The sequence below is a fragment of the Rhodococcus sp. BP-261 genome (assembly GCF_019835205.1).
GTDB classification, from domain to species: Bacteria; Actinomycetota; Actinomycetes; order Mycobacteriales; family Mycobacteriaceae; genus Rhodococcoides; species Rhodococcoides kyotonensis_B.
In genome coordinates, this window is sequence record NZ_JABUCO010000008.1 from 76,695 (window position 1) to 100,431 (window position 23,737).

16 protein-coding genes are annotated in these 23,737 nt (G+C 66.3%); 10 read left to right on the forward strand and 6 right to left on the reverse strand.

Annotated features, from left to right (window positions below; translation table 11 throughout):
• Positions 1–16: 16 nt before the first annotated feature.
• On the reverse strand, positions 17–550 hold the full coding sequence (locus HQ354_RS11940) for a hypothetical protein (protein WP_068425577.1): 534 nt from the start codon (positions 548–550) through the stop codon (positions 17–19).
• A gap of 121 nt (positions 551–671) precedes the next feature.
• Positions 672–2,447: a DUF4012 domain-containing protein gene (locus HQ354_RS11945; protein WP_222634718.1), complete on the reverse strand. Its 1,776-nt coding sequence runs from the start codon at positions 2,445–2,447 to the stop codon at positions 672–674.
• A 361-nt stretch (positions 2,448–2,808) separates the two neighbouring features.
• Here HQ354_RS11945 and HQ354_RS11950 point away from each other — a divergent pair, with 361 nt between their 5' ends.
• From HQ354_RS11950 to HQ354_RS11960, 3 genes are all read left to right on the forward strand, one after another.
• Positions 2,809–12,360: a non-ribosomal peptide synthetase gene (locus tag HQ354_RS11950; RefSeq protein ID WP_222634719.1), complete on the forward strand. Its 9,552-nt coding sequence runs from the start codon at positions 2,809–2,811 to the stop codon at positions 12,358–12,360.
• A gap of 65 nt (positions 12,361–12,425) precedes the next feature.
• Complete coding sequence (locus HQ354_RS11955; RefSeq protein ID WP_084423711.1) at positions 12,426–13,907, forward strand: polysaccharide biosynthesis tyrosine autokinase; 1,482 nt, start codon at positions 12,426–12,428, stop codon at positions 13,905–13,907.
• Between the two features lie 54 nt (positions 13,908–13,961).
• Positions 13,962–14,258, forward strand: a complete 297-nt coding sequence (locus tag HQ354_RS11960) for a hypothetical protein (protein WP_068425568.1) — start codon at positions 13,962–13,964, stop codon at positions 14,256–14,258.
• Here the strand turns inward: HQ354_RS11960 and HQ354_RS11965 are convergent.
• The gene (locus tag HQ354_RS11965; RefSeq protein WP_222634720.1) at positions 14,242–14,832 is read right to left on the reverse strand and encodes a hypothetical protein; all 591 of its coding nucleotides are present in this window, start codon (positions 14,830–14,832) and stop codon (positions 14,242–14,244) included. The genes HQ354_RS11960 and HQ354_RS11965 overlap by 17 nt on opposite strands.
• Before the next feature lie 42 nt (positions 14,833–14,874).
• Here HQ354_RS11965 and HQ354_RS11970 point away from each other — a divergent pair, with 42 nt between their 5' ends.
• The gene (locus HQ354_RS11970) at positions 14,875–16,236 is read left to right on the forward strand and encodes an MFS transporter (RefSeq protein ID WP_222634721.1); all 1,362 of its coding nucleotides are present in this window, start codon (positions 14,875–14,877) and stop codon (positions 16,234–16,236) included.
• Here the strand turns inward: HQ354_RS11970 and HQ354_RS11975 are convergent.
• Positions 16,226–18,088 carry a DUF4012 domain-containing protein gene (locus tag HQ354_RS11975; RefSeq protein WP_167675207.1) on the reverse strand — a complete coding sequence of 621 codons (1,863 nt, stop codon included), beginning with the start codon at positions 18,086–18,088 and terminating at the stop codon, positions 16,226–16,228. The two genes, HQ354_RS11970 and HQ354_RS11975, sit on opposite strands and share 11 nt — an antisense overlap.
• 265 nt (positions 18,089–18,353) lie before the next feature.
• On the opposite strand from HQ354_RS11975, the gene HQ354_RS11980 reads away from it, so the two are divergent.
• The 4 genes from HQ354_RS11980 to HQ354_RS11995 all read left to right on the forward strand — a co-directional run bounded on the left by HQ354_RS11980 (position 18,354) and on the right by HQ354_RS11995 (position 21,982).
• Positions 18,354–19,586: an acyl-CoA dehydrogenase gene (locus HQ354_RS11980; RefSeq protein ID WP_167675205.1), complete on the forward strand. Its 1,233-nt coding sequence runs from the start codon at positions 18,354–18,356 to the stop codon at positions 19,584–19,586.
• A gap of 26 nt (positions 19,587–19,612) precedes the next feature.
• Positions 19,613–20,965, forward strand: coding sequence for an LLM class flavin-dependent oxidoreductase (locus tag HQ354_RS11985; RefSeq protein ID WP_167675203.1), 1,353 nt, complete (start codon positions 19,613–19,615; stop codon positions 20,963–20,965).
• A gap of 122 nt (positions 20,966–21,087) precedes the next feature.
• Positions 21,088–21,288 carry a hypothetical protein gene (locus tag HQ354_RS11990; protein WP_068425551.1) on the forward strand — a complete coding sequence of 67 codons (201 nt, stop codon included), beginning with the start codon at positions 21,088–21,090 and terminating at the stop codon, positions 21,286–21,288.
• 127 nt (positions 21,289–21,415) lie between these two features.
• Complete coding sequence (locus tag HQ354_RS11995) at positions 21,416–21,982, forward strand: YdcF family protein (RefSeq protein ID WP_167675313.1); 567 nt, start codon at positions 21,416–21,418, stop codon at positions 21,980–21,982.
• On the opposite strand, the gene HQ354_RS12000 is transcribed toward HQ354_RS11995, so the two are convergent.
• The gene (locus tag HQ354_RS12000; protein ID WP_068425545.1) at positions 21,967–22,329 is read right to left on the reverse strand and encodes a CrcB family protein; all 363 of its coding nucleotides are present in this window, start codon (positions 22,327–22,329) and stop codon (positions 21,967–21,969) included. The two genes, HQ354_RS11995 and HQ354_RS12000, sit on opposite strands and share 16 nt — an antisense overlap.
• The gene (locus HQ354_RS12005; protein WP_254303498.1) at positions 22,326–22,703 is read right to left on the reverse strand and encodes a CrcB family protein; all 378 of its coding nucleotides are present in this window, start codon (positions 22,701–22,703) and stop codon (positions 22,326–22,328) included. Before HQ354_RS12005 ends, HQ354_RS12000 begins: the two co-directional genes overlap by 4 nt.
• Before the next feature lie 94 nt (positions 22,704–22,797).
• Here HQ354_RS12005 and HQ354_RS12010 point away from each other — a divergent pair, with 94 nt between their 5' ends.
• Together HQ354_RS12010 and HQ354_RS12015 are read left to right on the forward strand one after the other, a co-directional pair.
• Positions 22,798–23,178, forward strand: coding sequence for an STAS domain-containing protein (locus HQ354_RS12010; protein ID WP_068425537.1), 381 nt, complete (start codon positions 22,798–22,800; stop codon positions 23,176–23,178).
• Between the two features lie 21 nt (positions 23,179–23,199).
• Entirely contained in the window at positions 23,200–23,679 is a 480-nt protein-coding gene (locus HQ354_RS12015; protein ID WP_240930868.1) for an ATP-binding protein, read from the forward strand.
• The last annotated feature ends 58 nt before the right edge of the window (positions 23,680–23,737 follow it).

The window sequence follows — 23,737 nt, forward strand, 5'->3', positions numbered from 1 at the left end:
GGGTGGCGAAGCCGCACTACTGCTGGTTGATCGAGAAACCACACGTGCTCTGCGCGTACTGATCGACGCGGGTGCTCGCATCGATGGCTGCCTGAGCGGTGTCGACGTCGATCGACGTGGTCGACTGCTCGTTGAACACCTCGTACGACGGCGCGTCGGCCGCGCTCGCGGTGGCGGCGGCGCTGGCGTCGCGCAGCTTGGTCAGGTCCGATGCGGTCTGCTCGTCGGCGACGTCGATGGCCGGGTCGTAGTGCTCGGCCAGACCGGACGAGTACGCCGTCAGCGCGGACTGCAGTGCAGGCCAATCCGCCGGATCGGCGCCGGCCAGGGCCTGCATCGACTGCATCTCGTAATCCGAGATGTCCTGCAGCTTGGCGCAGACTTCGTTCGACGGGTCACTGCCGCCCGCGGCCTGCGACGCCGCGGCGCTCGTCGTGGTGTCGGCAGCTGCTTCGTCGGAGCCGCTGTCGGAGCTGCAGCCGACCAGGCCGACCGTCCCCACAGCGAGGGCAGCAGCGACGGACCAGACCGGTCGGGACTTCGGCAACATGCGGGTACATCTCCGTAACTGTTCGTGGACGCGTATCGCCTCCACATTCACAGTTCAGGGGTCTCGATGTCGAGCCAGCACCCGAAGGTTGGGAAATATCACTGGAAAATTTCAGGAACGGTTACCGGCATTCGGGGACGTCGACGGTGACGGCAGGGGTGTCGACCAGCGGCTGGACCGGGACGCTCGCCTGTCCCGGCACCGAAGGCTCCTCGAGCTCCCACGTGACGGTCGACGATTCGCCCGGTGCGATGGACAGGTACGCCGCTTTGACCGGACGTCCGAGTTCGGTGCCGCTCTGCACCGAGAACGCGGGTGCGCCGTCGATCGACATCGACGTGATCTTCGCGCCCTGGGTGCCGTACAGGTAGGCAATCGACTCGTTGGTCCCGTACGGCACGCCCTGCAGGAACGTGCTGGCGACGTACGTGGTCAGTCCGTCGGCCTGGACGTTGTTGGTGAGCGTGGCCGTCACCGTCGACTTCCGTGTCGGCCCGGTGCAGGCCTCGGCCGTGTACGTGATGTCGCGTGTCAGGTAGTAGTCCAGCTTGTTGCCGCCGGCATTGTTGACGACGACTCCGGCATACGGCGCCGGGTCGTCGGGAAGCGCGTGTCCGATGGCGGAGCCGGCGAGAATCTCCTGCGCCGACGCGTCCGCGCTCCACACGGCGATGCGTCCCTCGCTTCCGGCGCGGCCGAGAGCGTCGATCAGCGCTCGGGTGGGTGCGACACCGCTCGTCATCTTCGTCACGACGGCCGCTGCGATCTCCTGCAGATACATCTTGCGCGCGAGTTGGTCGTCGCCGAAGCGGGCGTAGGAACTGGACAGCGTCACCTCGACGACGTTGTCCGCGGTGATCTCCTCGCCGTCGGCCAGCCGGACCGGGCCCGTGGCACCGAGTAGATAGCTCAGTGCGATCGGGTCCGTCGCGATGGCGCCGTCGAGCGACTCCCCGGTCTGCTCCGTCCACATCGACGTCCAGATCTGCCCCGCGTACGGAAAGTTGGCGCTCGCGTTGGAGTTTCGGAAGTCGACGGTCGTGTTCCGCGGTCCCCACAGCGCGTTGTATTCGGGACCGAGGTCGATCGGACGCTCGGCGAACTTCAATTCCCGTGTCGTCCCGAGCTTGTCGATCTCCGCCGTACCGTTCTCGGCGCGCAGAATTCCGTACCCACCGATGAGCCCGCCGGTTCCGCGTGCCTCCGCAGGCGTCTGGAATGCGAGGAAGTACGAACGCGGACCGTCGGCGCCCATCATCTTCGGCAGCAGACGGGTTGCGGTGTAGGTGTTTCCGAGCAGGCTCGCGAGATCGTGTGTCTGGTTCTGCAATTGTTCGCGAGCTTCGCCGACCACGGACAGGAACGCCGGGTCGTCGATGGACTGCGCACGCCGATACAACTCGTCCGCAGCCGCAGAAGTCTGCGCGAGAACGGGTTCCGCGTCGGACAGAGCCTGCAGATTCACCCGGCCCCCGCCCTCGACGACGCTGTCGGGCGAGATGGTGGCGCCTGCTTCCGTCGCAGGCTCCAGCACGTCGACTGCGAGACCGTGCACGACGTCGGTGATCTGCACGACGGTGTCGACAGGACTGCCGAGCCACGGAACGGCTGCTGCGACCTTCATCGGCAATGCCGACGTGTTCGTGCGCGCCGCGTCGGCAGCGTCCGCGGCTTCCGCGGCAGCAATGCGGGCGGCAGGCACGTCTCCGGTCAGCAACGCATCCTTGGCTCGTGTCGCGGCGTCGCGAGTCGTCTCGAGATTCGTCCGTGCCGAATACGTGCAGTAGCCGAGCCAGACCCCGAAGCTGACGACGATCAGGACTGCGACGGCGAGTCCGATCAGTAAAGGACGTCTTCTTCCCGACGCGGGCGTTCCACTGTGCGCATTATCGGACATGACAGAAATGCTCCTGACGGGAGAAAACCGGACCGCGTGGTACTCGAGAATGAGTGTGAATTCTCCGTGATCGTAGCGTGATGACGATTTTTGTCCATCCCGGACGTCGTGGAACGGGTGGCACGACGTCGTTCAATTCGGATGCGAACTGGCATCTGCACGGCCACTCACCTGCGAAACGGGCGATAGGACGATTCGAGGGGCTTCGCCGAAGCGACGGCGTCGAAATCTCCCGAAATATCGATTCATATACGGAATTCGGGCTCATTCACCGAGTAGAACAATTCATGGAAAAGAACTAACTTGTACGAGCGGGATTATTCAGCTCGCATTCGTTCGGCCCTTGTCGGGAGGGGATCGTGTGGCGTCGAAATCGACTCGTGTCGCGGCGCCCTCGCCTGCCCCCAGCGCCTTCCCGCTGTCTCCCGCGCAGGCCGACATCTACCTCGCGCAGACCGTGGATCCGCACGTCCCGTTCACCATTGCTCAGTACGTCGATGTCGTCGGGGGCATCGACGTACCGACGCTGACCCGCGCCTCGTACATCACGACGCGGGAGCTCGAATCGCCGATCGTGAGTCTCTTCGAGCGCGACGGCGTCGTGTACCAGCAGGTGGATCGACACGCGACGTACGGCCTGGAGTATCGGGATCTGACCGGCGAGGCGGATCCCATCGGAACTGCGTTGGCGTACATGGAGTCTCGTTGCCGACAACCGGTGGACATGCTCCACGATCGACTGATGATCTCGGAATTGCTGCAGGTCGGTCCGAGGAGATGGTTCTGGTTCAGTCGGGTGCACCACGTCGTCATGGACGGGCTCGGCGCGATCGCCCTGTGGGAACGCACGGCCGCCGTGTACGCGGCGATGATCGACGGCGCCGAGATTCCGCCGACGCGTGGGCTCTCCCTACGGGCCATCCGAGACCACGAACTGGCGTACGAGAACTCGACGCGATTCGAGTCGGACCGGACCTACTGGGAGGCGGTGCTCGCGAACCGTCCCGAACGGGTGTGGCTCGCGGGCCGGTCCGCCCCTGTCGGGGGCGCGGCGATCTCGGTCGGTGCCACACTGAAAGACACTGCTGCGGTGCGTGTTCCGGACGTCCTCGCGGCGTTCGCGCTGTACCTCGCGCGCATGACCGACACGCACGACGTCGTGCTGAGCCTTCCCGTCTCGGGTCGTACGACCGCGCGGCTACGAGCGTCGATCGGCATGCTCGCGAACGTCGTGCCCCTTCGGGTTGCCGTCCCGTCGACGACGACCGTGGGCGAGGTGCGCCGCCGCGTCGAACTGGCACTCTCGGGAGCTCTGCGGCATCAACGCTACGACGCCGGACACAGTTTCGGCCCGACCGTCAACATCATGACCTTCGGCAACGAGATACGTCTCGGCGACACGGTCGGTGACTACCACGTCCTGTCCAGCGGCCCTGTCGACGACATCATGGTCAACGTCTATCCGGGCCTCCCGGGCGCCAGCACCAGGGTGGACCTGCTGGGGAACCCACTGCTGTACGACGTCGCCGCACTGACGACGCACCGGGACCGCTTTCTGTCGGTGCTCGACGCGTTCGTCGCCGCCGACGACGGTGATGAGGTGTCGGCGATCGCACTCCCGCCCACCGATCTCGGTTGTGTTCCCGCACCGGTCCCGCCGCGCACACTGCCCGAACTGCTCCGCGGGCGGCCGGGCGATGTTGCGCTTCGGTACGGTGAGACGTCGTACACCTACGATCGGCTGCTCGGCGAAATCGATCGTCTGGCAGAACAACTGGCGGCCGCCGGTGCGCGTCCGGAGGTGCGTGTCGCGGTCGCGATGGCCAGATCGCACCGGTCTGTCATCGCGTGCTGGGCCGTCGCACGGGCAGGGGCGCCGTTCGTGCCGGTCGACCCGACCGACCCACGGTCCATCGACATGATGCACGCCGCCGACATACGACTCGGACTCACGGACGTGCAGCCCGTGTGCGACGACATCCGGTGGATCGGCCCCGGCGCCGACGCGGCCCCGGTGGTGGCGTCGGCGTCGGTCGACAACGAGGCGTACGTCGTGCACACGTCGGGAACCACCGGAATTCCCAAGGGCGTCAGTGTCACTCACCGCGGCCTCGCCGCACTCGCGGATGCGGTCGTCGAGCAGTACCGCGTCGACCGCACGTCGCGGGTGCTTCACCTCGCATCTCCGGTGTTCGACGCGTCGATCCAGGAAATGCTGATGGCCTTCGCGGCGGGCGCCACCCTCGTCGTGGCGCCGCGCGACGTCACGTCCGGCCGACGACTCGCCGATCTGATTGCGGCAGAACGCATCACCCACCTGATCACCGCGCCGGCGGTACTCGCAACGCTGGCACCGGAGGATCTCGACGGCGTCGCCGTGTTCGACGTCGGGGGCGACGTCTGCCCACCCGCGCTCCGTGACCGGTTCGCGCCGGGACACACCATGCTCGACGCGTACGGTCCGACCGAGGCAACCGTGGTGGCGACGGTGTCCGCGCCGATGCGCGTGGACGAACCGGTGGCGATCGGCCGTCCGATTCCCGGGGTGCGGGCAGTGGTTCTCGATCGAGCGCTGCGCCCCGTGGCCGCGGGAGGCGTCGGCGAGCTGTATCTCGGTGGCGACGGAATCGCACGCGGCTACGATCGGCGATTCGGTTCTACGGCAGCAACATTCGTTGCCGATCCCTTCACGATCGGGCAGCGGTTGTACCGCACGGGTGATCGGGTGCGGACCTCGGCGGCCGGAGACGTACTCGAGTTTCTCGGCCGCACCGACACTCAGGTGCAGGTCAACGGTCGACGCATCGAGCTCGGAGAAATCGAGGCGTGCCTCGTGCGTCATCGTTCGGTGCGCGATGCCGTCGTCGTCGTTCGCGGTACGTCGCTGGTGGCGTTCGTCGTGGTCGACGAAGACGATCATGTCGCCAATCTCGATGCACATGTCAGATCCGCACTGCCACACTGGATGGTGCCGTCCACGATCACCGCCGTCGACGAGATTCCTCTTGCCCCCAGCGGCAAACCGGACCGCGGGGCGTTGTCGAACCCGGACGACGACGCACAGTACGAAGCACCGATGTCGCCGACGGAAACTGCTGTGGCCGAGATGTTCTCGACCGCCCTCGGCATCGACCGGGTCGGCCGCCACCACAACCTGCTCGATGCAGGCGGCGATTCGCTGACCGCGTCGACCGTGCTGGCCAGGCTGGGCACGTCGGTGACGCTCGCCGAGTTGTTCCGGCACCCGACGGTCGCCTCTCTCGCGGCGCTGCTGGACGAGAGACACGCAGTGCCCATGACGCCTCTGGCGTCCGTCGTCGTACCGGATCGGGTTCCGTTGTCGGCGGCGCAGTTCCGCATCTGGATGGCCGAGCAAACGAACGAGTATACCGTGTACGCGTTGCCGGTGGCCGTTCGTCTTCCGGATGGACAGGCGCAGAACGCGATCGCGGCACTCCGCGATGTTCTGGGGCGCCACGACGTCCTGCGCACGTACTTTCCGGCGGACGAGGACGGACCGCATCAGGTTGTCGTCGATGTGTCCCAGGCGCTGATCGACCTACCCGAGCTCGACGGCGAGTCCATCGAGGCCGGCCTGAACCTCTGTGCGGCAACGCCGTTCGACCTGACCGCCGAGGTCCCTCTCCGGGCCACCGTACTGCGCACTCCTGACGGCGACGCCCTGGCGATCGTCGCGCACCACATCGCCGTCGACGGTCGATCGGTCGAGGTGGTGCTCCGGGATTTCGCACGCGCGTTTCAGGCCCGCGGCGTCGGCCGGCCGCCGGACTGGGAACCGCTCGCCGTGCAGTACGCGCACTTCGCGTCATCGAACCACGCCCACGTCGACGTCGCTCCGCTGGACGACGCACCGACGGCGTACCTGCCCGCGGACGGGACGCGCGGGAGCCTGCACATCTCTCGACGGCCCGTCGACATTGCCGTGAACGATGTGAGAATGCTCGCGCAGAACGCGCGTGTCACACCGTTCATGGTCGTGCACAGCATCTTCGCGATGACCCTGGCCAGATTCAGCGGACTGGGCCGAACGGTGATCGGCACACCTACGTCGGGGCGCACGCACCCGGACACCGTCGACATGGTCGGCATGTTCGCCCTGACGGTCCCACTCGTGGTGCAGGTCGACCGGGAGGCGACCTTCGTCGAACTGCTCGATCAGGTCGGACGGTCGGATCTCGCTGCGCTGTCGGACATTCGGCACGCTGCGCCGAGGATCATGCTGTCGTACGAGAACCAGGTCGATCTGCCGTCCGACGTCGTCACCGGATCCAAGAACGTGTCCGAGTTCGATCTGGGACTCGTGCTGACCGAATCCGAGAACAGCATCGACGGGTGGCTCGAGTACGCGTCGGACATGTATCGACGTGAGACCGTCGACGCGTTCGTCGCGGCGTTCCAACGCACTCTCGGGACCGTGGCCGCGGACCCGACCGTCGTGGTCGGCGACATCGAATGGGTCGTCGGGGATACAGCCCCGAGCCATGCACGTGCGGGGGAGGGCACGCTGCTCGACGTCTTCCGATCGGTCGACCTCGACGGCACCGTGGCCGTGACAGCCGACGAGGTGGAACGGCGATCGAATCGACTGGCGCGCAGTCTGATCGGTCACGGCGCCGGTCCGGAAACCACGGTCGCGATCTCCCTCGAACGTTCCGCCGACTACATCGTCGCGATGTGGGCCGTCGTGAAGTCCGGTGCGGCGTTCATGCCGGTCGATCCGCAGTACCCGGCGGCGCGGCGCGCTCAGATGCTCCGCGGGACGTCGCTGGGAATCGGTGGATCCGAATCCGACGTCACGTGGGTGTCCGAGGCGGATGCGGGTGCATGCCGGGACGCGGCGGTCACAGATGCCGACAGGCGGGGGCCGCTGAGACCGGACAATGCCGCCTACGTCGTACACACCTCCGGGTCGACCGGCACGCCGAAGCGGGTGACCGTCACCCACCGGGCGGTGCATGCGCTTGCGCGCCAGGCGGTTCCGCGATACCGCGTCACGTCGAAATCACGAGTGTTGCAGGGGTATTCACTCAACTTCGACGCTGCTGTGCTGGAAATTCTGTTGGCATTCGGTTCGGGCGCGACGTTGGTGGTCGCACCGCCGACGCTCGCCGGGGGCGTCGAGACCGCGGAGTACCTGCGCGCACACGGCGTCACACACTTTCTGTCGACTCCCGCTCTGCTGGCCACGGTGCCGCCCGTCGACACCGTCACCACCGTCGCGGTCGGCGGGGACGTGCTGCCGGACAATGTGGTTGGGCAATGGTCGACCGGACGAACGATGTTGAATGCCTACGGGCCCACGGAGTCGACCGTCGTCGCAACGTTGACCGAACCGCTCACGACGACGGCCACCATCGGTGCACCCCTCGACTCGGTGGACGCGCTCGTGCTCGACGGCCGGTTGCATCCGGTTCCGCTCGGCGCGATCGGCGAGCTCTACCTCGGTGGTGACGGCGTGGCGAGGGGCTACGGCGACGCGGCGGCGACTGCCGCGTCGTTCGTCGCCGGTGCCGGTGGACGACGGCTGTATCGCACCGGCGACCTGGTCCGTCGACGGCCCGATGGTGCCCTCGACTTCGTCGGGCGAGCCGATGCGCAGGTGCAGCTGCGTGGCGTCCGCGTCGAATTGGGCGACGTCGAAGCCGCCCTCACGTCTCATCCGTCGCTGACGCGTGCGGTCGCCGATGTGCGAGACGAACGGCTGGTCGCATGGGTCGTCGGCGACGCGGCGGTCGATGCGCGAGCGTGGGCGTCGAGCAGGCTGCCTGCGTCGATGGTTCCTGCCATGATCGAGTTCGTCGACGACATCCCCGTTACCGCGAACGGCAAGGTCGACCGAGCCGCGCTGATGGCCCCGGATGTCGTTGCTACACAACAAGGGTCGCCGCGCACCCTGCGCGAGAGCATCGTGCTGGGAATTCTGTCCGACGTGCTGGGTGTCGACGACCTGACCGTCGACGCGGACTTCTTCGCGCACGGCGGTGATTCGTTGACGGCGCTGCGGGCAGTAGGACGCATCGGATCCACCTTCGCGGTCGAGGTCTCGCTCCGTACGTTGTTCGACGCGCCGACGGCGAGAACGCTTGCCGCTGTGCTCGATACGTCGTCGGGCCGTCGCGTGGCGCTGCCGGTGTTGCGGCACAGCCCGGACGGCAGCACCGATCTGTCGGCCGCCGAACGGCGAATCTGGTTGCACAACAGACTCGACCGTGCATCCAGCGCGTACAACCTGGCGTTCGCGCTAGCGCTGCCGCGCGACGTCGACACCCGTGCCCTGCGTCGAGCGATCGTGGACGTGCTCGACCGACACGAGCCGCTACGGACGGTGTATGCGCCGGGGCCTGTCGTGTCGGTGCGCGCCGCGGACGACGTGGTTCCCGATCTCGCACTGCGGGTCGACGACATCGATCGGATCGCGAATGCCGGATTCGACCTCACCGTCGACGCACCGGTTCGAGTCGCACTCGTGGACTCGGGACGCGAGCACGTCGACCTCGTCGTCGTCGCTCATCACATCGCGGTCGACGGTGCATCCGTGGCACCACTGGTGCGGGACGTGCGCGTCGCGCTCGACGCCCGGTTCGACGGTCGATCGCCCGAGTTACCCTACGTCGCAGTCGATTACGCGGACTACCGTCGTTGGCACCGTGAAATCCTCGACATCGTCGCGCCGACACAGCTCGCATTCTGGGAGCAGGCGTTGCAAGGACTCCCCGACTACCTCGAACTTCCGAGCGGCGCTCCCACGGCAGAAGGCCCGGCGACGCCGGCCGACTTCACGATCGACGACGCCACCGCCGTCGAACTGCGGGCGTTGGCACGTCGCCTCGGCGCGACGACCTTCGTCGTCGTCCATGCAGCCGTCGCCCTGCTGCTCGCCGATCTCGCGTCCACGGACGACGTCGCCGTCGGAACCCCGGTGTCGGGTCGCACCAGTCCGTTGCTCGACGATCTCGTCGGAATGTTCGTCGGCACAGTCGTTCTCCGGACTCCGATCGATCGCGCGCTCACGTTCGAGCAGTTCGTCGCGGATGTGCGCGGTCGCGACCTCGATGCATTCGCGCACGCCGACGTGCCGTTCGACGACGTCGTGGAGCATCTGGCGCCGCCGCGTCGGGGCGAGAGCCACCCGTTCTTCCAAGTCCTGCTGTCGGTCTCGTCGCAGCCGGTCGTCGACGACCTCGTCGTTCGCCCGCTCCCCACCGGCGACACCCAGTTCGATCTCGAGATCGTGCTCGACGACGCGTCCATGACCGGCAGTATTGCGTTCTCGCCTGGGCGGTTCGACGTGGACACGGTGCGCATGGTCGCGTCGCGCCTGACGGCGTTGCTACGGGCCGTCGTGCGCGAGCCCACGACCGAGCTGAGGCGCATCGACGTCCTCGGTACGTACGGTCAGCTTCCTGCACACACGGTCGGCGTCTCCGAATTCTGCACGCTCACAGACGTCTTCGACCACGCCGTCAGCCGGTGGCCCGACGCGACCGCCGTGGTCGACGGGTCGGATCACCTCACCTATCGCGAACTCGACGCGCGTGCAACGGGATTGAGCTACGCGTTGCTGCAGCGCGGAGCTGGCCCGGGAACGGTCGTCGTACTGGCACTGCCACGATCGATCGATCACGTCGTCGCGGTGTGGGCCGTCGCCAGGACCGGCGCTGCATTCCTTCCGGTGGATCCGGCGCATCCGACGTCCCGCATCGCCGACATCGTGAGCGAAGCCGCGCCGGTCGTGGGTGTGTCGAACGAGCCGATCTGCGACGGAACCCACTGGCTGCCTCCGGATTCGACGTCCTCGCCGTCGGCTGCGGTACGGCCCACGCCGGACGACCCGGCCTACGTCATCTACACCTCCGGGTCGACGGGGACGCCCAAAGGTGTGCGCGTGGCCGGACGTGGAATCGCGAATCTGGTGGCGTCACAACGCGAGACGTTCGGCGTCGATGATCGGTCGGCGGTGCTGCAGTTCGCGTCCCCGGGCTTCGACGCGTCGGTGTTCGAGATGCTGCTCGCGGCAGGTTCGGGTGCGTCCCTGTTCGTCGCGCCTGCCGTGCGTGCAGGACGCGAACTCGCGGACTTCATGACCACGGCCGGCGTGACACATGTCTGCCTCACGCCCGCTGTCCTTGCCGCCACGGATCCGGCTGCAGCGCCGACCGTCACGACCGTGATCATGGCCGGGGACGTCGCCGGCTCCGAACTGATCCGACGTTGGGCGTCCGGCCGATCGGTGTTCGACGCGTACGGTCCCACCGAGGCCACGATCATGGGTACGTGCAGCGACGATCTCGCTGCCGGCGTCGACTCGGGAATCGGCTGGCCGACGCGGGGTTTCGACGCGTTGGTTCTCGACCCGGTTCTGCGGCAGGTCCCGACGGGCGTCGTGGGCGAGCTGTATCTGGCGGGACCTGCGCTGGCCGACGGCTATGTCGCGCGGCCAGGGCTGACGGCGTCACGGTTCGTACCAGACCTTCTGGGCAAGCCGGGAGCACGCATGTACCGCACGGGCGATGTGGTGCGCTGGCGTGCCGGTTCGGGCGGGCCGTACCTCGAATTCCTCGGCCGCGCGGACACCCAGGTGAAGATTCGCGGGCACCGCGTCGAACCCGCGGAGGTGGAAGCCGCACTGCTGCAGCATCCGGCCGTCGACCAGGCGTTCGTGACAGGTCGACAAAGCGACACCGGCACGGTTCTCGACGCGTACGTCACCGGGGACGGTACGCACGCCGGTCTGCGTACGTTTCTGACAAGGACGCTGCCGCCGTACCTGGTTCCGAGCACGGTGACGACGGTCGACGCGCTACCGACGACACTTGCGGGCAAGATCGACGTCAGTCGGCTGCCTGCCCCGGTGCTCGCGTCGTCGTCCACTCGCACACCCTCCACCGAATTGGAAACAATCGTGTGCACCGCTTTCGCCGACGTACTCGGGATACATCCCGACAATGTCGACGTCGACGCCGATTTCTTCGATCTGGGCGGGCATTCCCTTGGGGCCGTGCAGGTTTCCGATGCGCTTTCCGGGCTTCTCGGCCGCGAAGTCCCGGTGGCATGGATGTTCGTCGACCGCACCGTGTCGGCGATGGCCGACAGGCTCGAACGGTCGTCGAACATGCAGGCCCAGAACATGTTCGACGTGCTCCTCCCGCTGACGCCCGGCCGTGACGGAATCCCGGTGTTCTGCATTCACCCTGCCGTCGGGATCGCGTGGAGTTACGCAGCGTTGGCCGCCCACGTCGACGCGCCGATCTACGGGCTGCAACGACCAGGCATGGCAGGAGACGAGATCGCCCCGACGTCCATCGACGAGTACGCGGATCGCTACGCCGACGAGATCCGCGCGGTGTGTCCGCACGGGCCGTACGTCGTGCTCGGTTGGTCCCTCGGCGGCGTCATCGCGCACGCCGTTGGAACGAGACTCCAGAAAGGGGGAGGGGAGGTGACGCTTGTTCTCGTCGATGCGCATCTGACCGAACCCGAGAACGCCGAGCAGTTCACGGCCCAGGACCTCGGTCGTCATCTCGGGGCGGAGGGTCATTCGTTCGAAGCAATTTCGAGGAATTTGGCGGCGACGTATCCCGGCGCCGCCACCGTTACCAGCGAACATCTGCGCCGCATGTACGAACCGGTCGTCGCTGCACCCGCGCTGGTCGCTGCGAATGCGCCCGAGAAGTTCTCGGGCGATACTATTTACCTCTCGGCGCGGAACTCCGACGGTGCATCCCAGTGGCACCCGTTCGTGGACAGGCCGGTTCGGGTGCGCGGTCTGGACGTCGAACACGACGAGATGTTGGGGCCGGTGGGGGCGAGTGTGATCGGGGAAGAACTGCGCGCGGTGTCGATTTCGCAGGCGGCCGAAGGGCCGGGTGTCGGAGGCGACGTGCATTCATGAGGAAAGGCAGTCCGTACGACGCTATGAAATTATCGACACGAATTTTTCGAGTTTAGGAGCACGACGTGGAAATCCAGGACTATCTCAAGATATTGAAGACCAGATGGATGATCATCGTCGTCACTGTCGCCGTCGCGATTCTGGGCTCGCTCGCCGTCTCGCTTCTCACCACACCGACGTACCAGGCATGCAGCCGGGTGTTCGTGTCGACGTCCGGCGGCTCGTCGGTCAGCGAGACGTACCAGGGCAACCTGTTCTCGCAGCAGCGCGTCGCGTCGTACTCCGAACTCGTGACGGGGGAAACCCTGGCCGCACGCGTCATCGACGAACTGGGATTGACGGCTACCCCGGCCGAGGTCGCGCGCGACACCACGGCCAAGTCGACGCCCGACACCGTCCTGCTCGACATCTGCCACACCGGAACGGACGCGGCGACGGTCCGCGACGTCGCGAACTCGATGGCGACCCAGCTCACCACGCTCGTCCGTGAACTCGAAACCCCGGAGGACGGCGGCTCTCCGACGGCAGGCGTCCGCCTCGTCGAACAGGCGCAGACACCGTCGACGCCCGTCAGCCCGAAGACGAAGCGCAACCTCGCGCTCGGTGCTGCCGTCGGTCTGCTTCTCGGTATCGCACTCGCCGTCCTGCGCGACCGTCTCGACAACACCATCAAGGACCGCAAGACGCTGGAGAAGTCCGCGAATTCGGCGCTCGTCGGCAACATCCCGTTCGACAAGAGCCTCAAGGATTCGTCGATCGTGTCGTTCGGTGCCGGACATTCGTCGAGCGCCGAGGCGTTCCGCGAGCTGCGCACCAACCTGCAGTTCCTCGAGGTCGACAATCCGCCGCGCGTCATCGTCGTCACCAGTGCCGTCCCGTCGGAGGGCAAGACGACGGTGGCGATCAACCTGTCGCTCGCGCTCGCCGAAGCCGGCCATCACGTCGTCCTCGTCGAAGGCGACCTGCGTCGGCCGCGCGTGTCGAAGTACCTGGGTCTCATCGGGTCCGTCGGACTGTCGACGGTCCTCGCGGGACAGGCGGGTCTCGACGACGTCCTGCAGCCCAGCAAGTTCGTCGGACTCGACGTGTTGGCGTCGGGGCCGTTGCCGCCGAACCCGAGCGAACTGCTCGGCTCGGAGGCGTCGCGCCGCGTCATCGAAGACCTGCGTGGCCGGTTCGACTACGTCATCGTCGACGGCGCACCGCTGCTGCCGGTGACGGACTCCGCGCTGCTGACGACGCACAGCGACGGCGCGCTCGTCATCGCACGCCACGGCCACACGTCCGAAGCCGAACTCGAGCGCGCGACGGGCAATCTGACCACCATCGGTGCGCACATCCTCGGCGCGGTCTTCACGATGACGCCCACCTCCGGCCGTCGTGGCGGAGACGGCTACGCGTACTACTACGAGACGGACAAGTCGGTGCCCAAGCAGGTGTTGAGCCCGGCGCAGCCCAGCGTCCACTCGACTGCCCAGCCCGCTGCCCAGCCCTACGACGGCGGTCCGGCTCGCAACGGCGTCAGCGAGGCGTCGCGCTACAAGTAACTTCACCGGTCGTCTCGTTTGAGTCGATCATGCTTTCGAACATATGATCGATCGGTGGACGGATGGGATGGTGGTGCGCACCCGCGGCGGCAGCCGTTCAAGGTGCTCACCCCACCGGTCAAGGTGCTGGTGGATCTCGCGGTGCTCTACCCGCAGCCACCGCACCACACCGGCCGTTACACCGCGGATGGGTTCGAGGTCCGCACCGTCGTACCGGCTGATCTGACGGAGTGGTCGATGACGGTCGACGGCGACTGGATCGGCCGCGTCACCTATCAGTTGATGTCAAAGGATCGCAGCGAGACCGTGACGCACTGGGTGCCGAGCCGAGTGCTCAAGCCGCTCCGGTGACCGACACCGTCAGCGTCGGCGGATTCTGCTGCGGCACGACGACGATGTCGGATCTGTCGACGGACGTCCCGATGAACGCCTGGAACACCCCTTCCGACGCCTGGGCCGTGTGCACGAAGACCGGCCCCTCGGCCTCGGGAGCCGTCACCGTCGACCGGACCATCTGCGTGGTGTCCGCGGACGGATCGGTGATCAGGTCGAGCTGCAGAATCGACCGCCCCGGCACGTCCACCGTCTGGTCGCTGCCGTAGACGGCTGCCTCGTCGACATAGCGCGCCACGTAGTTGACGACGCCGTCGCCGTCGAACGTGAACACGGCCGTGCCGTCGGCGATTCGGACGTCCGCGATGGTGAACGTGCTGTCGGGCGGCTGATCCACGAAGCCCGGAACGACCGACGGCGAACCCGTCGGCGGGGGAGCGGGCGTGGGATATCCGACCGTCATCGATCCGGATGCGTAGTAGACCTGATGCGTCGTCGAGGGTTCGGTCTCTGCCTCGGTACTCGTGTTCTGGTCGCCGCTGCACCCCGCCACGAGCAGCGCTGCAGCCACGAGCGCTGCCGCCGTTCGCATGGCACGACTGTATACCGAGCCGTGCGATGAGAAGATACGGCGGTGAAGACCGGTGAACAGGTGGTGCAGGAGCTCCCCTGGAAATGGGCAGTGCAGGGACGAATCTTCGTCATCGGCGGACTCGGCTACATGTTCGACGCCTGGGACGTCGCACTCAACGGGTTTCTGACGCCTCTGCTCGGAACCTATTGGGACCTTTCGCAGGCCGAACGCGGGCTCGTCGCCACGGGCAACCTGATCGGCATGGCCGTCGGCGCCGTCGTGTGGGGCACGATCGCCGACCGCGTCGGACGCAAACGCGCGTTCTCGCTGACGCTGCTGATCTTCGCGCTCTTCTCGGTGCTCGGTGCGTTCTCGCCGAACTTCGAGATCTTCGTGTTGCTCCGATTCTGTGCCGGATTCGGCCTCGGCGGCTGCATTCCCGTCGACTACGCCCTCGTCAGCGAGTTCTCGCCGCGTCGGATACGCGGAAAAGTGCTGTCCGCCATGGACGGATGGTGGCCGATCGGCGCGACCGTGTGTGGCGTCGTCGCCACGATGCTCGTGCCGATCGACGGCGACACCCGCTGGCGCGTCATGCTGCTGTTCATGGTTCTGCCTGCGCTGCTTCTGTTCTGGGTTCGCCGCGGAATCCCGGAGTCGCCGATCTATCTCGCCAAGGTCGGCCGAGAAGCGGAGGCGCGGGCGGTGATCGACGACATGGTCGTGCGCACCGGAGCCGTGCCGCAGCCGTACGAGATCGTCGCCGAGACCGCGCCGAAGCGGTCCGCGCTCGCAGGACTGCAGGCAGTGTGGAGTTACAGCTCGCGGATCACGTCCGCCGCGTGGCTGCTCTTCGTGTCGATCATGTTGCTGTACTACGCCGCACTGAGCTGGATGCCGTCGATTCTGCGCAGACAGGGCTACGACGACTTCGCCGCATTCGCAGGCACGACACTGATGACCGGGGTCGGCATCGTCGGCGTGATCGTGTCCGCGTACCTCGTCGAGGTGGTCGGGCGTAAGTGGGTCATCGGTATCTCGGGGCCGGTGGCGGGCGCTGCGCTCGTGGTCTTCGCGATGATGCTCGACGCCGGATCCGGTGCACTGGTGTGGCTCGCGGTCTTCGGTTTCGTCGTGCAGATCGCGATCCCGGTGCTCTACTGCTATGTCTCCGAGCTCTATCCGACGACGTTGCGCGCCTCCGGTTTCGGCTACGCGTCGTCGGTCAGCCGTGCCGCGACGGGATTCGCTCCGCTGCTGTTCGGGTCGGTCCTGTGGCCGGTGCTCGGCCTGCCCATGACGTTCGCGATCGTCGGCGGGCTCGTCCTCGTCGCCGTCCTGTGGATGGCGTTCGCGGCCCCGGAAACGAAGGGCCGCGAACTCGACACCCTGGTCGACGACCGCGAGGCCGTCAGCAGGTAGGCACGTCCACCGTCGACGTCGACGGCTGCACCTGCGGTTGCACCGGTGCCTGCGCCTCGCCCGGCGCCGTCGGCTCGATCAGGTCGAACTCGAGCACGTTGGTCTGTCCGGGCTCGGTCACGATCGGCGTGTAGAAGAACGGGTGCCCGCGCTCGCTCGCCGTCACCAGGAACACCGGGTTGCCGTTGAGCGTGACGTTCTCGAGTGTCGCGCCCTGCGTCGCGTACAACTGCACGACGCTGCGGTTGGTGCCGGGAGGGCCGCCGAACCGAGTGGACTCGTTCTGACGCCCCGCGACGTACACCGGATAGTCCTGAGCCGGCGCGTTGTTGGTGATCTCGGCGACGACCTTGGTGGGACGCGTCGGGCCCTCGCACGATCCGCCCGTGTACGTGACGTCGCGCTGCAGGTAGTAGTCGAGTTTTCCGCCCGCACCGTTGGTGACCGCGACGGCCGCGTACGGGGCCGGGGAATCGGGAATCTCGTGCCCGATCTTCGTGGGACCGATGATGCTCTGAATCGCGGGGTCCGCACTCCACACCGCGATGTGACCTTCGCTCGTGGCGCGGCCCAAAGCTTCCAGCAGTGCTGCGGGAGAGCCGATGTCACCCTGCATCTTCGTCACGACCCTGGCCGCGATCTCCTGCAGGTAGTCCTTGCGGGCACGATTGTCGTCCTGGAAGCGGAAGTAGGCGTCCGACTGCGTGATACGAACGACGTTGTCGGCGTCGATGACTTCGCCGTCGGCCATCGTCACGGGCCCGACGACGTCCAGTACGTAGCTGAGCGCAACCGGATCCGTCGCAAGGGCGCCGTCGACTATCTCACCGGTCTCCTGCTGCCACATCGACTGCCAGATCTGCCCCGCGTACGGGAAGTGTGGACTGATGTTGCTGTTCTGCCAGTTCTGGGTCGCCTGGTAGCGCTCCTCGTACGCCGCGTAGAAGTCGGGACCGAGGTCGATCGGGTCGTAGCGTTCCTTCAGTTCACTGTTCCGGGCGAGATCGTCGACCTGCACACGGCCGTCGACGGCCGTCACGATGCCGAAACCGCCCATCAGCCCGCCGGTTCCACGCGACTCCGCATTGGTCTGAAACGCCATGAAGTAACTACGCGGCCCGTCGGCGCCCATCATCGACGGCAACACCTGCGACGCGACGCTGGTGTTGGTCAGAAGCGTCGACAGTTCGTGCACCTGATCCTGCAGTTGAATCCGTGCATCGTCGACCTGGCGGAGGTACGACGGCTCGGCGATCTCGGCCGCGCGTGCGTTCAACGCAACCGCCGCCGACGCGGCCTCGGTGAGCGCGGGGGCCGCGTCGCGCAACGCCTGGACGTCGATACGGCCGTCGGGAGTGCGAAGACGCTTGGGATCGAGCGCGGTTCCCACCTCGACCGCCGGTGCGAGGACATCGGTCGCGAGCCCGTCGACCACCTCGGTGATCTCCGAGACCGTGCGCAACGGGCTGCCGACGAACGGGATCGCCGACGCGGCCCGCCAGATCGGCGAACCCGTCGCGCTCGCGGCGTCGCTCGACGTGCGGACCGCGTCTGCAGACTGCGCGGATGCGCGCTCGCTGTTGCCCCCCAGCAGGGCAGCCCTGGCAGCACCCGCGTGGTCCTTGGCCGCAGACAGATTCGAATACGCGCTGTACGCGGTGTATCCGAGCCAGCCGCACAGCGCGAACAGCACGAGGACGACGACACCCGACCCGAGGAGGACGCGTCGACGCGTGCGGTGCCGGTTGCGACGAGCATCGGCATGACGACGTCGTCGTAACCGATTACGCCGACGGGAATCGTCGGTCCACCCGCCGTACGCGTCGTAGGAGTCGAGACTGCGTCTGCTCATCGTCGAAAAGGGTCCCTTCGTTCGCGTAAGCGTACAAAGCGGGTGACGGGGAGGCGAACTGGGAACGGGTCGGGTGCAGGCACGCCTCGGCCGCGCAGGTTTCAGCGAACGCGCGGGTTGCAACGTGCGCATCCGCTGAAAGGTGCGCGGGGAGGGGCCGGTGACCTCGACGCCCACGTCGAGCAACGACCGAAGCCGGGAATTCTTATGTTCAGGCTGATTTGAACTACTGACAACGTGCGCTGAAGGTTCGACGATCGAACGCATGACCACCGCAGTAGACAAGCCCGTCGGCGTGCTCGTTCCCGGCTCGACCGAATACCGCGCACTTCTCGCGACCATCGCCGAGGGAGCGAGCAGGCGTGACCTGGAGGATCAGAACCCGTTCGACCAGATCGACGCACTCCGGCGGGCGGGCGTCGGAGCGCTTCGACTCCCGAAGGACATCGGCGGTGGCGGGCTCACCGTCCGCGAACTGTTCGGCGTCATCGCGGACATCGCCGAGGCCGACCCGATCGTCGCGCACATCCTGCGCACCCATTTCTGGTTCGTCGAGGAACGACTCCGTCAGGCGACCGCCGTCGACTATCCGGGATTCGAGAACGACCGCTGGATCCAGCTGATCCTGCAGGGCAAGATTTTCGGCAACGCCAGCAGCGAGCGCGGCAGCCAGGCCGTCGGCAACTTCAAGTACGGAACACACCTGACTGCGTACGGTGACAAGTTCCTGCTCGACGGCGAGAAGTTCTACAGCACCGGCACCTTGTTCTCCGACTACGTCAGCATCTGGGCCGACATCGACGGTGTCGCCGTCGCATCCGTCATCGTTCCCACCGATCGCGACGGCGTCGAGATCGTCGACGACTGGGACGGGATCGGTCAGCGCCGAACCGGGACCGGGACAACACGATTCACGTCTGTGTCGGTGACCGAGGACGACATCGTCTCGCGCATCCCGCTCGACGCCGCGCCTGACCCGTCCTATCAGTTCGCATTCCTCCAGCTGTACTTGCACGGTCTCGTCAGCGGAATTCTGCGCAGCGTCGTGACCGACGCCGTCGACCTGATCGGAAGCCGCACCCGCGGGTTCGCGCATGGACCGACCGAAGAGCTGACGCGAGACCCGTTGCTGCAGAACGCAGTCGGACAACTGGCGAGCACGGCATTCGCCGCCGAGTCGACGACGCTCGCTGCAGCGGATGCCATCGACGCCGCCTACGCGTCTCTCGTGAACGCCGTACCCGACGCCGACCTCGCGGCCCTCGCGTCGCTGCGTGCGTCGCAGGCGAAGGTGCACATCGACGACATCGCCACACGTGCGGCGACGGTTCTGTTCGAGGTCGGCGGCGCATCTGCCGCGTCGCGCGCGAAGAACCTGGATCGGCACTGGCGCAACATCCGCACGATCACGTTGCACAACCCTGCCGCGTACAAGGCCGCTGCCATCGGCAACAAAATTCTCAACGACGAGCCCCTGCCGTTCAACGGCTACTTCTGATCGAACTCACGCACAAGGAAATTCACATGTCACGCGAACTGCACCTCGCAGGCTTCCTCATCGCATCGCACGTCACCCACTCTCATGCCGCGTGGCGGCATCCGGCGTCGGAAACCGACTATCTCGGGCCCGACTACTACACGCGCGTGGCGAAGACGCTCGAACGCGGCAAGTTCGACTTCCTGTTCTTCGCCGACCTGCTGGCCACGCCGGTCCGCTACGGCAACGACATTCGCGTTCCGTTGAGCAGCGGAACTCAGGCGTCGGCGACCATCGATCCGTCGCTGGTCGCCGCCGTGCTCGCGGGCGTCACCGACAAGATCGGCCTCGCGATCACGAAGTCGACGACGTACTTCCACCCGTACGAACTCGCACGCATCTTCGCGACGCTCGATCACCTCAGTCGCGGGCGCGCAGGCTGGAACGTCGTGACGTCGCTCAACCAGGCCGAGGCGCAGAACTTCGGAATCGAGAACCATCTCGGTCACGACGAACGTTACGCTCGTGCACAGGAATTCCTCGAAGTCGCGTACAAGCTCTGGGGTAGCTGGGAGCGCGACGCCCTCGTGCAGAACAAGGAATCCGGACTGTTCGCCGATCCGGACAAGGTGCACACCGTCGACCACGACGGGGAATTCTTCAAGACGCGTGGCCCGCTCACCGTGCCGCACTCGCCGCAGAGTCGTCCGGTCATCTTCCAGGCCGGATCGTCCTCGACAGGAAAGGATTTCGCGGCGCGGTGGGCCGACGCGATCTTCGAGATCGACCCGACGAAAGAAGGACGCAGGGCCTACTACGACGACGTCAAGTCCCGCGCGTCGAACTTCGGCCGCAACCCGGATGACATCAAGATCTTCCCGTCGTTCGTGCCGTTCGTCGGCGAGACCGAGTCCATCGCGCGGGAGAAGCAGGCGTTCCACAACGAACTCGCCGACCCGATCTCGGGGCTGATCACGCTGTCGGTGCACACCGACCACGACTTCTCGCAGTACGACCTCGACGCACCCATCGAGGAGGTCACCGTCCCCGGTAGTCAAGGCCTGTTCGACGTCGCACACCGCTTGAGCGACAAGGACTCGCTCACGCTGCGCGACATCGGAAAGCTGTACGCACAGGGTGTTCTGCTGCCGCAGTTCGTCGGGACGGCGTCGCAGATCGCAGACCAGATCGAGGAAGGGTTCAACGGCGGGGAGGCCGACGGCTACATCCTGTCCGCAGCACAGGCGCCCGGCACGTTCGACGACTTCGTCGACCTCGTGGTCCCGGAACTCCAGCGCCGCGGGTTGTTCCGTACCGACTACACCGGAACGACGCTGCGCGATCACCTCGGCCTCGCCGACGCGAGTTTGGAAGTGCGCTCCGCACCCGTGCGCGCTTAGTCGGACCCTGGGCCAACCAAGCACGCACGAGCGGCGCAGCGCCTGGGTTTCGCCCACCTCGGACCGGGTATCCGCCCGGTCCGCAGTGGCCGACCGGCGGTCACGGGAGGGGATGTGAAGTCATGCGAATCGTCAGTTTGATCGTCCTGATCTGGCTCGTCATCGGAGCCGTCGCAGTGTTCCAGAGGGGATACGCCTCCAGCGCGCCGGAGAACTGCGCGGGCGTCGGAACCATCGCCCTCACCGTCGTGGCCGGTCCGCTCAACTACGTAGGGGTCAACCCCAAGGTGACGGACTGCAACCTCCCGCAGCCGAGCCAGTAGCAGACGACATCGATGCGCCGTGGCAGCCGTCTACCGGTTGCCGCGGCGCATCGATGCCTGTTCGGGTACGTGAGCTTCATCGCTGGCCGAGGCGTCGTCGCGCGTCGCTGCCTACGCTGGACGGGTGATGCGGAGAAGCCGATGGATCGTGGTGGCCATCGTGCTCCCGGTCATCGTGATGTCGGTGGTCGGAATCGGCGGCTATGTGACATTCACCAAAGCGCGCATCGATCCGGTCTCACGCGCCGACGCCATCATCGTCCTGGGCGGCGAACACGACGGCCGTGAGGCATACGGAGTCTCGCTCGCCGAGCAGGGCGTCGCCGACACCGTCGTGCTGTCCGACCCGTACGGGCCGAAAGACCCCGTCATGAAGAAATACTGCGGCGCCGACACCGAGAAGTACACGGTGCTCTGCATTCCACCCGAGCCGAGTACGACGCGTGGCGAAGCGATCTTCACCCAAGAACTCGCGCGAGAACGAGGGTGGGACCACGTCGTCGTCGTCAGTTGGCGCTACCACCTGCCGCGAGCGCGCTACATCTTCGATCAGTGCTTCGACGGCGACGTCACGATGCAGGCCGTGCCGCGCACCTACAACTTCTCTCTCGTCTTCTGGGAGTACACCTACCTGTACCAGGTAGCTGGGTTCGTCAAGGCCGCTGTCCAGGGCGACTGTCAGAACTTGGAGTAGAGCGTCACGCCGGACTTCAACAACAGAATTCCGAACATCACGCACGCGACGCCACCGACGACGTTGGCCGCGAGGAAGAGCGCCGCGTCGCGCACTCTGCCGTCGCGTATCTGCGTGACCGTGCACAACGCGACCGACGACATCGGTGCCAGGCCGCCCAGGAATCCGAAGCACACGACGCCGACGATCCACTGCGGCGGTGCTGCGGCGATGACGACGCCGAGTATCCCGCACGTCGAGACGGTGAGAAGGAGAACGCGTCGGCGATCGGTGGCGGCCTCGGTCAACGCGACGTGCGTCAGAGCTGCGGCGCCGCCGCCGAGGGCGACGAGTAGAAGAGGGATCATCGACGCGCAGCCACCGGTCGGGTGATCAAGGCGCCCACTGCGAGAGCGACGACCGACAGCACCGGCGTCGTGACGATGTAGAGGACCGAGTGCCATGCGGCGTCGTACGTGACGCCGTGCAGCGCGTAGAAGCCGAACGTGGTGAAGCCGCAGGCGAGCCCGAGCACGCCGGCGCGCAGCATCGGAGCGCGTGAGCCCGACAAGTATCCGAGTGCGGCACCGAGCAGCAGGCACCCCACCACGTTCACCGCGAACGTGCTGACCATCAACCACCGCGACGAATCGCGTATCTGCCAGATCTGGAATCTGGCCACGGCGCCCACAGCTCCACCGAGGGCCGTCGCCGACAGCGAGGGAAGGCGATCGGTCGTCACCCGCTCGACTCTAGTGTGAAACCGACCCAACGCCAGGTGAGCGCGCAACAGCACCATGTGAGGGGTCGCGAGCCCTCGGGTATCTTGTTCTTCTGTGACCGTGGACGAGTCGGGCCTTGGGCCTCAACATTTCGACGTAGCAGTAGATTGGCGCGACGACATCGTCGTCGTGACCGTATCCGGTGAGCTGGATTTGGTGACCGCACCGCAGTTGTCGGAGTCCATCTCCTTGGTTCTCGGAAAATCGCCGGCAGCTCTCGTCATCGATCTGACCGACGTCGGGTTCCTCGCGTCGGCGGGAATGTCGCTGCTCGCCTCGACCCACCAGCAGCTCGGTGAGAAGGCGAGCTTCGCCGTCGTCGCCGATGGGCCCGCAACCGGTCGACCGCTTGCTCTCGTCGGCCTCGACCAGCTGTTCGGCATCTACGCGACCGTCGACGAAGCACTTACTGCACTCGATGCGGGTAAGTCCTGAAGTTTCGGGTATGACGCTCTCATGAAGGTCACAGCACTCGGTGGAGACGACACGCCGCTCGACGCTGCCACCGGACAGTTACTCAGCCCAGGTCGAGGGGACGTCATGCACCTGAACTTCGACGGCGAAGCCGCGGCCCCGGACCGGGCGTCCGCGCTCAGAGTCGCACTCGGCGAATGGCTCACCGGTCTCGAGGTCGAACCGGAGCGTGTGTACGACGTCGTTCTGGCGACGTACGAAGCTCTGGCGAACGCCGTGGAACACGCATACCAACAGGACGGCGCGACAGGGACTCTGGACCTGCACGCGTTGTACGCCCCGGAGACCGGTCAGATCGAAGTGACGATCTGCGACCACGGCGTCTGGTCCGTGCATGCCCCGGACGCGACGCGCGGCCGCGGCGTTCCTCTGATGCACGCGCTGGCGGACTCGACGACCGTCACGTCCGATCACGACGGCACCGTCGTGCGCATGGTGTGGGGCGCACCGCAATCCGCTTGAGGAGTTACCGCAAAGCCCGGACAGTCGCAGTTGTGAAGTAGCACAATCGCCTCAGGGT